Annotated in this window: 12 protein-coding genes; 11 read left to right on the top strand and 1 reads right to left on the bottom strand. The window is 54.5% G+C overall.

Annotated elements, in window-relative coordinates; all coding sequences use genetic code 11:
- The first annotated feature begins 12 nt into the window (after positions 1 to 12).
- From lptE to nadD, 3 genes are read left to right on the top strand one after another with little or no spacing between them, the layout of a single operon-like run.
- Positions 13 to 603, top strand: coding sequence for an LPS assembly lipoprotein LptE (gene lptE, locus HVZ37_RS06765; protein WP_043001418.1), 591 nt, complete (start codon positions 13 to 15; stop codon positions 601 to 603).
- Positions 603 to 1,634 (top strand): DNA polymerase III subunit delta, encoded by a 1,032-nt coding sequence (gene holA, locus HVZ37_RS06760; RefSeq protein WP_044266379.1) that lies wholly within the window; start codon positions 603 to 605, stop codon positions 1,632 to 1,634. Before lptE ends, holA begins: the two co-directional genes overlap by 1 nt.
- Position 1,635: 1 nt before the next feature.
- A complete protein-coding gene (gene nadD, locus HVZ37_RS06755; protein WP_080343225.1) occupies positions 1,636 to 2,277 on the top strand; it encodes a nicotinate-nucleotide adenylyltransferase in 642 nt (213 codons plus the stop codon).
- On the opposite strand, the gene cobD is transcribed toward nadD, so the two are convergent.
- Positions 2,252 to 3,337 (bottom strand): threonine-phosphate decarboxylase CobD, encoded by a 1,086-nt coding sequence (cobD, locus tag HVZ37_RS06750; RefSeq protein WP_099433804.1) that lies wholly within the window; start codon positions 3,335 to 3,337, stop codon positions 2,252 to 2,254. The two genes, nadD and cobD, sit on opposite strands and share 26 nt — an antisense overlap.
- Positions 3,338 to 3,434: 97 nt before the next feature.
- On the opposite strand from cobD, the gene HVZ37_RS06745 reads away from it, so the two are divergent.
- From HVZ37_RS06745 to ybeD, 8 genes are all read left to right on the top strand, one after another.
- On the top strand, positions 3,435 to 4,046 hold the full coding sequence (locus HVZ37_RS06745) for an adenosylcobalamin/alpha-ribazole phosphatase (protein ID WP_044266384.1): 612 nt from the start codon (positions 3,435 to 3,437) through the stop codon (positions 4,044 to 4,046).
- A 258-nt stretch (positions 4,047 to 4,304) separates the two neighbouring features.
- On the top strand, positions 4,305 to 4,622 hold the full coding sequence (gene rsfS / locus HVZ37_RS06740) for a ribosome silencing factor (RefSeq protein ID WP_012904988.1): 318 nt from the start codon (positions 4,305 to 4,307) through the stop codon (positions 4,620 to 4,622).
- 3 nt (positions 4,623 to 4,625) lie between these two features.
- Positions 4,626 to 5,093 carry a 23S rRNA (pseudouridine(1915)-N(3))-methyltransferase RlmH gene (gene rlmH / locus HVZ37_RS06735; protein WP_003022725.1) on the top strand — a complete coding sequence of 156 codons (468 nt, stop codon included), beginning with the start codon at positions 4,626 to 4,628 and terminating at the stop codon, positions 5,091 to 5,093.
- A 29-nt stretch (positions 5,094 to 5,122) separates the two neighbouring features.
- Positions 5,123 to 7,024, top strand: coding sequence for a peptidoglycan DD-transpeptidase MrdA (gene mrdA, locus HVZ37_RS06730; RefSeq protein ID WP_043001424.1), 1,902 nt, complete (start codon positions 5,123 to 5,125; stop codon positions 7,022 to 7,024).
- Positions 7,025 to 7,026: 2 nt separating this feature from the next.
- Positions 7,027 to 8,139: a peptidoglycan glycosyltransferase MrdB gene (gene mrdB / locus HVZ37_RS06725; protein ID WP_043001425.1), complete on the top strand. Its 1,113-nt coding sequence runs from the start codon at positions 7,027 to 7,029 to the stop codon at positions 8,137 to 8,139.
- 10 nt (positions 8,140 to 8,149) lie between these two features.
- Positions 8,150 to 9,265, top strand: coding sequence for an endolytic peptidoglycan transglycosylase RlpA (rlpA, locus tag HVZ37_RS06720; protein ID WP_043001426.1), 1,116 nt, complete (start codon positions 8,150 to 8,152; stop codon positions 9,263 to 9,265).
- Positions 9,266 to 9,413: 148 nt separating this feature from the next.
- On the top strand, positions 9,414 to 10,625 hold the full coding sequence (gene dacA / locus HVZ37_RS06715) for a D-alanyl-D-alanine carboxypeptidase DacA (protein ID WP_043001427.1): 1,212 nt from the start codon (positions 9,414 to 9,416) through the stop codon (positions 10,623 to 10,625).
- A 107-nt stretch (positions 10,626 to 10,732) separates the two neighbouring features.
- Positions 10,733 to 10,996, top strand: coding sequence for a DUF493 family protein YbeD (gene ybeD, locus HVZ37_RS06710; RefSeq protein WP_042320704.1), 264 nt, complete (start codon positions 10,733 to 10,735; stop codon positions 10,994 to 10,996).
- Positions 10,997 to 11,089 lie beyond the last annotated feature (93 nt).

Here is an 11,089-nt window from a genome sequence, read left to right as displayed (position 1 = left end):
GCGGGAGGAAGCGTGCGATATCTGGCAACATTGTTGTTATCTCTGGCGGTGTTAACCACCGCCGGATGTGGCTGGCACCTGCGCAATACCACGCAGGTACCGGACACCATGAAAACCATGATTCTGGACACGGGGGATCCGAACGGTCCGCTAAGCCGTGCGGTGCGTAACCAACTGCGTCTGAACGACGTTGAGCTGCTGGATAAGAGTACGCTGCGTAAAGACGTACCGTCTCTGCGTCTGGGTCGGGTCAGCATTTCGAAAGATACCGCATCTGTCTTCCAGAATGGGCAGACAGCGGAATATCAGATGATTATGACGGTTAATGCGTCAGTATTGATTCCTGGTCACGATATTTATCCTATCAGCGTCCGGGTATTCCGTTCGTTCTTCGACAACCCACAGATGGCGCTGGCGAAGGATAACGAGCAGGATATGATCATCAAAGAAATGTACGACAGAGCGGCGGAGCAATTAATTCGTAAGCTGCCAAGCGTACATGCTGCGGATCGTCTCTCATCGCAAGAAGAGGTTGCCGTTGACGATAAAGAAGCGGCACCCGCTTCCTCTTCAACGCGTGTCTCCAGCACGCTGGGTAACTGATGATTCGGTTGTACCCTGAACAACTCCGCGCGCAACTCTCTGAAGGGTTGCGCGCGGCGTATCTGCTCCTTGGAAATGACCCATTGTTGTTGCAGGAAGGCCAGGATGCCATCCGTCAGGTTGCGGCAACGCAGGGGTTCGACGAACACCACACGTTTACTCTCGACAACAATACCGACTGGAACGCATTGTGCTCGCAATGCCAGGCGATGAGTCTGTTCGCCAGCCGTCAGACGCTGTTGTTGCTGCTGCCCGAAAACGGTCCGAATGCCGCGATTAATGAACAACTGGCGACGTTGGTTCAGTTGCTGCATGACGATCTGCTGCTGATCGTACGCGGTAACAAGCTCAGCAAAGCCCAGGAAAATGCCGCATGGTTTAAAGCGCTGACCGATCGAAGCGTACAGATCAGTTGTCAGACGCCGGAGCAGGCGCAACTTCCCCGCTGGGTGGCGGCGCGCGCAAAACAAAATAATCTGCAGCTGGACGACGCAGCAAATCAACTGTTGTGCTATTGCTATGAAGGTAACCTGCTGGCGCTGGCGCAGGCACTGGAGCGTTTATCGTTACTGTGGCCCGACGGAAAGCTCACCCTGCCTCGCGTCGAGCAGGCCGTTAATGATGCCGCCCACTTCACCCCATTCCATTGGGTGGATGCGCTGATCATGGGCAAAAGTAAGCGCGCACTGCACATTCTTCAGCAGTTACGTCTGGAAGGCAGCGAACCGGTTATTTTGCTGCGAACCCTGCAACGTGAACTGTTGCTGCTGGTTACGCTGAAACGCCAGTCGGCCCATACCCCGTTGCGCACGCTTTTTGATAAGCATCGCGTCTGGCAAAACCGTCGGGGCATGATTGGCGACGCGCTGAACCGACTGAGTCCGGCGCAGTTACGTCAGGCGGTCCAGTTACTGACACGTACGGAAATCACGCTGAAGCAGGACTATGGCCAGTCGGTCTGGGCGGAGCTTGAAGGGCTCTCACTGCTGATTTGCCACAAAGCGCTGGCTGAAGTTTTTATTGATGGCTGATATGAAATCGTTACAGGCACTCTTTGGCGGCACCTTTGATCCGGTGCACTATGGTCACCTCAAACCCGTGGAAACGCTGGCCAATCTGATTGGTTTATCACGGGTCATCGTGATGCCTAATAATGTTCCCCCTCATCGCCCGCAGCCAGAGGCGACGAGTGAACAGCGCAAAACTATGCTTGAACTGGCAATTGCCGACAAGCCGTTGTTTATCCTTGATGAGCGCGAACTAAAGCACGACACCCCTTCCTATACGGCGCAAACGCTAAAGGCCTGGCGTGAAGAGCAAGGTCCAGATGCCCCACTGGCGTTTATCATCGGCCAGGACTCGTTGCTGACCTTCCCGACCTGGCACGACTACGAAACCATTCTCGACAATACCCATCTGATTGTCTGCCGCCGTCCGGGCTATCCGCTTGAAATGGCGCAGGAACAGCATCAGCATTGGCTGGATCAACATCTGACGAATACGCCGGACGATCTGCACCAGCTACCGGCAGGGAAAATTTATCTCGCCGAGACGCCGTGGTTCAATATTTCCGCCACGATCATCCGCGAGCGGCTGGAAAACGGCGAACCGTGTGATGATCTGATGCCGCACGCGGTGCTGGACTATATCAATGAGCATGGACTGTATCGCTAAGTACTTCGGTTAACGCCGCCAGCAGGCGGTTGTTCTCTTCCTGACTGCGTATTGCCACGCGGAAATAGCGTCCATCAAGACCTGGGTAATTGGCGCAACTGCGGATCAGAATATGTCGCGTCAGCAAAGCGCGCTGGAGATCGGTTTCGCAACGCAGCAGAAGATAATTCGCCTGACCGGGATAGACCGTCAGTCCCGACAGCGCACACAGCTGCTGATAAAAACGTCCGCCCTCTTCCCGCAACCACTGCCATGTCGCCTGTTGATACGCGGTATCCTCCAGCACCTGTTCCCCTGCCAGTGCAGCAAAAGCGTTGATCGACCACGGCATCTGGCGCGCCCTCATCGCCGCGACCGCCTGCACATCGCTGTTAAGGAGATATCCCAGCCGCAGTCCCGGGATGGCATAGAATTTTGTCAGTGAACGCAGAACCCAGATATGCGGGTTATCCTTTAACAGCGGAATAAATCCCGCTTCGTCTGCGATAAAATCGATAAATGCTTCATCAAGAATCAGCGCAATATTTAGCGCCTGACAGCGCCCGGCAATCGCCTCGAGTAACGCCCGCTCCGGCAGTAATCCGGTGGGATTGTTAGGCGTGCACAAAAACAGACAGTCCAGTTCTGCCGTTAACGCATCGAGAATCGCCCCGGTCAGTTGCCAGCCATCCTCTTCACGCAGCATGAACGTATCAATGACGCATTCGCTCCACTGCAACGCGCGGCGGTATTCGGCAAATCCCGGCGCGACGATCATCGCTCGCCGCGGTTTCAAACCATTTACCAGGGTGAAGATCGACTCCGTCTCACCGTTTCCGGCGAGGATCCATTCGACGGGAACCTGATGATGTCGGGCCAGTGCCTGATGCAGGTGGCGGTAATCGACGTCAGGATAGCGCTCGGCAAGGTGTAAATTGTCGACAATGGCGCGTTTTACCGTTTCAGGCATACCCAGTGGATTAATATTCGCGCTAAAATCCAGCAACTTCTCGGGCGAGATCCCGAGGAACTCAGCCGCCTCACGGATATTACCGCCGTGGGCGCTTTGGAATAGAGACATCGTGCCGCTCCTGGCAAAAGAGGCTATTTTAGAGAAATTAGCGCGCGCATTCAGGGCGAATATCATGTTTTGCGCGAATACGTATCACGAGGGATAAATGCGACTCTGGTTAGTTCGTCATGGTGAAACCGAGGCTAATGTGGCGGGTTTGTACAGCGGTCATGCCCCCACACCGTTGACCGGGCGCGGCGTGGCGCAGGCGCAAACGCTGAATACATTGCTTCGCCAGGTTCCCTTTAAGCAGGTGCTGTGTAGCGAGCTGGAGCGCGCGCAGCACACGGCGCGCTTAGTGCTTCAGGGACGTGAACTGCCGCTACAGGTGAAGCCTGAGCTCAATGAGATGTTTTTTGGTGACTGGGAGATGCGTCATCACCAGGATCTGGCCCGCGAAGATGCCGAAAACTACGCGGCCTGGTGCAACGACTGGCAAAATGCCGTTCCCACCAATGGGGAAGGATTTCAGGCTTTCGCCCAGCGCGTTGAGCAGGCAATTTCGATCCTCGCTGACTATCAGCACCATGATCATGTGCTGATAGTCAGCCATCAGGGTGTTCTCAGCCTGTTAATCGCCCGGTTGCTTGCCATGCCCGCCGCGGCGATGTGGCATTTTCGCGTTGAGCAAGGCTGCTGGAGTGCCATTGATTTTACTGGCGATTTTGCCACGCTTCGGGTTCTCAACAGCAGAGCGATATGGACGCCCGGCGAGTAAAATATCTGTTTTTTACTGCCAGCAACGCTCCGCCCATTGACACCCCCGGACAGGCTGCTATTCTCCGCTGCCAGACTTTTCCCACCCTTCAGCGTTTTGCAGAAATTGTTTTACAAAAATGGCGATGCATTCTGTTGCATGGGGTGGGATGATAGCCCACTTTCCAAAGTCGCCCGGTGACATTTGTCCCGAAAAGCCGGTGGGTTCAGGTATACTGACAGGCTTATTAATACTCATTCATGCACCCAGGGGGAAAACTTGCAGGGTAAAGCACTCCAGGATTTTGTTATCGACAAAATTGATGACCTTAAAGGTCAGGACATCATCGCCTTAGACGTTCAGGGCAAATCCAGTATCACCGACTGCATGATCATCTGTACCGGTACTTCCAGCCGTCACGTTATGTCTATTGCTGACCACGTCGTGCAGGAATCTCGCGCTGCGGGAATGCTGCCGCTGGGCGTGGAAGGTGAGAGCGTCGCCGACTGGATCGTCGTTGACCTGGGTGAAGTGATTGTCCACGTTATGCAGGAAGAGAGCCGTCGCCTGTATGAGCTGGAAAAACTCTGGAGTTAATGCGTGAAGCTTCAACTTGTCGCGGTAGGCACGAAAATGCCCGACTGGGTACAAACCGGTTTTACCGAGTACCTGCGGCGTTTTCCCAAAGACATGCCTTTTGAGCTGATCGAAATTCCGGCCGGCAAACGCGGCAAGAACGCGGATATCAAGCGTATTCTCGACAAAGAGGGTGAGCAGATGCTGGCTGCCGCTGGCAAAAATCGCATCGTCACCCTGGATATACCCGGTAAGCCCTGGGACACGCCGCAACTGGCGACCGAACTGGAACGCTGGAAACTGGACGGTCGTGATGTCAGCCTGTTAATTGGCGGGCCGGAGGGATTATCCCCTGCCTGCAAAGCCGCGGCAGAACAAAGTTGGTCGCTCTCTGCACTCACGCTTCCCCATCCGCTTGTCCGGGTGCTGGTGGCAGAGAGCCTGTATCGGGCGTGGAGCATTACCACTAATCACCCTTATCACCGTGAGTGATCATTGAGCTTGAGTAGACTAAGCAGCGGATGAAATTACAGAATTCTTTTCGCGACTATACGGCTGAGTCCGCGCTATTTGTGCGCCGGGCGCTGGTCGCTTTTTTGGGTATCTTACTGCTCACCGGCGTGCTTATCGCCAATCTGTATAACTTGCAGATCGTCCGTTTTACCGATTACCAGACTCGCTCGAATGAGAACCGGATTAAGCTGGTGCCTATCGCCCCCAGCCGCGGCATTATTTATGACCGTAATGGCATTCCTCTCGCCCTGAACCGCACCATTTATCAGGTCGAAATGATGCCCGAGAAGGTTGATAACGTGCAGCAAACGCTGGATGCCCTGCGCAGCGTTGTCGACCTGACCGATGACGATATTGCCGCCTTCAAGAAAGAGCGCGCACGTTCCCACCGCTTTACCTCTATTCCCGTCAAAACCAACCTCACCGAAGTACAGGTTGCGCGTTTTGCCGTGAACCAGTACCGCTTCCCGGGTGTGGAAGTGAAAGGGTATAAGCGCCGGTTCTACCCATACGGTTCCGCACTTACCCACGTCATTGGCTACGTGTCGAAGATTAACGATAAAGACGTTGAGCGACTGGATAAAGACGGCAAACTGGCCAACTACGCCGCGACGCATGACATCGGGAAACTGGGGATTGAGCGCTACTACGAAGATGTGCTGCACGGTCAAACCGGCTACGAGGAAGTCGAGGTCAACAACCGTGGCCGCGTCATCCGTCAGCTCAAAGAAGTCCCCCCACAGGCCGGACACGACATCTACCTGACGCTGGATCTCAAACTGCAGCAGTATATCGAGACGCTGCTTGCCGGTAGCCGCGCGGCCGTGGTGGTCACCGACCCGCGCACTGGCGGCGTGCTGGCGCTGGTTTCGATGCCCAGTTACGACCCGAACCTGTTCGTCGATGGTATCTCCAGTAAAGACTATTCCGGTTTGCTTAACGATCCGAACACGCCGCTGGTCAACCGCGCAACGCAGGGAGTTTATCCACCTGCGTCGACGGTAAAACCGTATGTCGCGGTGTCTGCATTAAGCGCGGGCGTTATCACCCGAAATACCAGCCTGTTTGACCCTGGCTGGTGGCAGTTGCCCGGCTCGGAAAAACGCTACCGTGACTGGAAGAAATGGGGTCACGGACACCTGAACATTACTAAATCACTGGAAGAATCGGCGGATACCTTCTTCTATCAGGTCGCCTATGACATGGGGATCGATCGCCTCTCCGAGTGGATGGGCAAATTCGGTTACGGTCACTATACCGGTATCGACCTGGCGGAAGAGCGTTCCGGCAACATGCCTACCCGCGAATGGAAGCTCAAACGCTTTAAAAAACCCTGGTATCAGGGCGATACCATTCCGGTCGGCATCGGTCAGGGCTACTGGACGGCAACGCCGATTCAGATGAGTAAGGCGCTGATGATCCTGATTAATGACGGCGTCGTGAAGGTGCCTCATCTGCTGATGAGTACCGCAGAAAACGGCAAGAAGGTTCCCTGGGTACAACCGCAGGAGCCACCGGTCGGCGATATTCATTCTGGTTATTGGGAACTGGCGAAAGACGGCATGTATGGCGTCGCCAACCGTGGCAACGGGACCGCGCATAAATATTTTGCCAGCGCGCCATATAAAATTGCCGCTAAATCCGGTACCGCACAGGTCTTTGGCCTGAAAGCCAATGAAACCTATAACGCGCATAAAATTGCCGAGCGTCTGCGTGACCATAAACTGATGACCGCATTTGCACCGTATAACAACCCGCAGGTGGCCGTCGCCATCATCCTGGAAAACGGGGGAGCGGGCCCGGCGGTGGGGACCATTATGCGTCAGATTCTTGACCACATCATGTTGGGCGATAACAACACCGATCTGCCAGCGGAAAACCCGGCGGTTGCAGCGGCGGAGGATCAATAACCATGACGGATAATCCGAACAAAAAAACATTCTGGGATAAAATCCATATTGATCCCACCATGTTACTGATTTTGCTGGCGCTGTTGGTTTACAGCTCACTGGTTATCTGGAGCGCCAGCGGCCAGGACATTGGCATGATGGAGCGTAAAGTCGGTCAGATTACGATGGGGCTGGTGATCATGGTGGTCATGGCCCAGATCCCGCCGCGCGTCTATGAAGGTTGGGCGCCGTATCTCTATATTTTCTGTATTATTCTGCTGGTGGCGGTCGATGCATTCGGGGCAATATCCAAAGGCGCGCAGCGTTGGCTGGATCTCGGCATTGTACGTTTTCAACCTTCTGAAATCGCCAAAATCGCGGTTCCTCTGATGGTCGCACGCTTTATCAACCGCGACGTCTGTCCGCCGTCCCTGAAGAACACGGCCATCGCGCTGGTGCTGATTTTTATGCCGACGCTGTTGGTGGCGGCACAGCCTGACCTCGGGACCTCGATTCTGGTCGCGCTTTCCGGCCTGTTCGTGCTGTTCCTCTCGGGTCTGAGCTGGCGTTTAATTGGCGTCGCTGTGCTGCTGCTCGCGGCGTTCATTCCGATCCTGTGGTTCTTCCTGATGCACGATTATCAGCGTCAGCGTGTAATGATGTTACTCGACCCGGAAACCGACCCGTTGGGTGCCGGTTACCACATCATTCAGTCTAAAATTGCGATTGGTTCCGGCGGTCTGAGCGGTAAGGGATGGTTACACGGTACCCAGTCGCAACTGGAATTTTTACCCGAACGCCACACCGACTTTATCTTCGCTGTCCTGGCGGAAGAGCTGGGTCTGATTGGGATACTGATCCTGCTGGCGCTGTATATACTGCTGATTATGCGTGGCCTGTGGATCGCCGCCCACGCACAAACCACCTTTGGTCGCGTGATGGCCGGTGGCTTAATGTTGATTTTATTCGTTTATGTCTTCGTTAATATTGGTATGGTGAGTGGGATTCTGCCTGTTGTAGGCGTTCCGCTTCCGTTGGTCAGTTACGGAGGCTCAGCACTGATCGTGTTGATGGCCGGGTTCGGGATTGTCATGTCGATCCACACCCACAGAAAAATGTTATCGAAAAGCGTGTAAGGGGTGCGCAATGCGTAAGCAGTTGCCTGGAGTCTGCGTCGTAGCAGGAATTATGCTGCTCGCGGCATGTACGAGTGATGATGGTCAGCAACAGAACACCGTCGCGCCGCAACCGGCGGTATGTAATGGGCCCGTCGTTGAAATCAGCGGAGCCGATCCGCGTTTTGAACCTCTCAACCCGAGCGCTAATCAGGATTATCAGCGAGACGGGAAGAGCTACAAGATAGTGCAGGATGTCTCGCGCTTTAGTCAGGCAGGGTTCGCGGCGATCTACGATGCCGAGCCCGGTAGCAATCTGACCGCCTCAGGCGAAGCGTTCGATCCTATGCAGCTCACCGCTGCGCATCCGACGTTACCGATCCCGAGCTATGCGCGGATCACTAACCTCGCCAATGGACGGATGATCGTGGTGCGCATTAACGATCGAGGTCCCTATGGCAACGATCGCGTGATTTCGCTGTCGCGTGCCGCTGCCGACCGTCTGAACACCTCCAATAACACCAAAGTGCGTATCGACCCAATTATTGTCGCACAGGATGGTTCATTGTCTGGTCCGGGTATGGCCTGTACCACCGTGGCCAAACAGACTTATGCCCTGCCCTCACGTCCGGATCTGAGCGGCGGCATGGGCAGCGCCTCCTCCGCACCGGAAGCGATGCAGCCTCAGGGTGACGTTCGCGCCATCAGCAATTCCACCTTACAAAGTGAAGATAATGCCGGCGCACCGGTTCAGAGTAGTGGGTTCCTGGGTGCCCCGACGACTCTGGCAGCAGGTGTACTGGAAGGCAGTGAACCGACGCCAGCGCCACAGCCCGCGGCTGCAGCTCCCGTTAGCGCACCAGTCAGTGCACCGGCAGCAACACCCGCTGCGACGGCTGCGCCTGCCGCCGCTTCGGCCAGCGGCAGTTACGTAGTCCAGGTCGGCGCGGTGAGCGATCAGGGGCGTGCCCAACAATATCAACAGCGCTTAGGCCAGCAGTTTGGCGTACCTGGACGCGTCACGCAGAACGGCGCCGTGTGGCGTATTCAGCTCGGGCCGTTTGCCAGTAAAGCACAAGCCAGTGCGCTGCAGCAGCGCTTACAATCTGAAGCCCAATTACAGTCCTTCATTACCGGCGCACAGTAACGTAACAAGGGCATCTGAAGTGTCAGTTTCTGTAAATGACGTTAACTACGTTAACAAAGTCATGCGGAAAGTCAGATGCCTGCCGGTATTGCATTTGCTATAGTAGGGCACTTTTTTTAATTCCATCACGGACGTCGTAGTTCAGACCATGAAGACCACTTTTTCCGCTCGTTTCCTGCAGCGCATGGCGCTCACCACGGCTCTTTGTACAGCCGCTATTTCAGGCGCGCATGCCGATGACCTGAATATCAAAACCATGATCCCGGGTGTTCCGCAGATCGACGCGGAGTCTTACATCCTCATTGACTATAACTCCGGTAAAGTGCTGGCGGAACAAAACGCCGATACGCGTCGCGACCCGGCCAGTCTGACCAAAATGATGACCAGTTACGTTATCGGTCAGGCAATGAAAGCGGGCAAATTTAAAGAAACGGATCTGGTCACTATCGGTAATGATGCCTGGGCCACGGGTAATCCGGTCTTTAAAGGCTCATCGCTGATGTTCCTGAAGCCAGGCATGCAGGTTCCGGTATCGCAACTGATTCGCGGGATTAACCTGCAGTCTGGTAACGACGCCTGCGTCGCGATGGCAGACTTTGCGGCGGGCAGTCAGGATGCGTTTGTCGGTCTGATGAACAGCTATGTGAATGCGCTGGGTCTGAAAAATACCCATTTCCAGACGGTTCACGGTCTGGATGCCGACGGTCAGTACAGTTCCGCTCGTGATATGGCGCTGATTGGACAAGCACTAATCCGCGACGTTCCTAACGAATATTCCGTCTATAAAGAGAAAGAGTTCACCTTTAACGGCATCCGTCAGTTGAACCGTAACGGTTTGCTGTGGGACAACAGCCTGAAAGTAGATGGCATCAAGACTGGTCATACCGATAAAGCAGGCTACAACCTGGTGGCCTCGGCGACCGAAGGTCAGATGCGTTTGATCTCCGCGGTCATGGGCGGGCGTACCTATAAAGGACGTGAGACGGAAAGCAAAAAACTGCTGACCTGGGGTTTCCGTTTCTTCGAAACGGTTAACCCGCTGAAAGCAGGCAAAGAATTCGCCTCTGAACCGTCCTGGTTTGGTGATACCGATCGCGCCTCCTTAGGGGTTGATAAAGATGTGTATCTGACCATTCCGCGTGGCCGTATGAAAGACCTGAAAGCCAGCTATGTACTGAACAGCACGGAGCTGCATGCGCCGCTGCAGAAAAATCAGGTGGTCGGTACCATCAACTTCCAGCTTGACGGTAAAACCATTGAGCAGCGCCCTCTGGTCGTGCTGCAGGAAATCCCGGAAGGTAACTTCTTCAGCAAAATCATTGATTACATTAAGTTAATGTTCCATCACTGGTTTGGTTAAAAATTGAACACTTGAAAGTGTGATTTCCATCCCCATATACTAAGCATCAGTAAAACTCCCGCCCTCTGGCGGGAGTTGTTATTTATTTACGTTACGCCGGAGCTGACATGAAAACCAAACTTAACGAACTGCTTGAATTCCCTACTCCTTTTACTTACAAAGTTATGGGGCAGGCGTTACCTGAGCTGGTTGAACAGGTGGTTGAAGTGGTACAGCGCCATGCGCCAGGTGATTACTCTCCGACGGTAAAACCCAGCAGCAAAGGCAATTACCACTCGGTCTCGATTACCATCAACGCGACCCATATTGAGCAGGTTGAAACGCTGTACGAAGAACTCGGTAACATCGAAATCGTCCGTATGGTTCTGTAATACAGGTTCGGGCCCCGACCATGTTCGGGCGCCCACCTCGCCTCCTCTTCACTGTGATATACTTCTCTCCCCCATTGATTACTTCTCTACGGA

Origin of the sequence: Citrobacter sp. RHB35-C17, assembly GCF_013816795.1 — a bacterium.
GTDB classification, from domain to species: Bacteria; Pseudomonadota; Gammaproteobacteria; order Enterobacterales; family Enterobacteriaceae; genus Citrobacter_A; species Citrobacter_A amalonaticus.
Note: the sequence above shows the minus strand (reverse complement) of the source record. Positions and strands in the feature narration are given on the sequence as shown.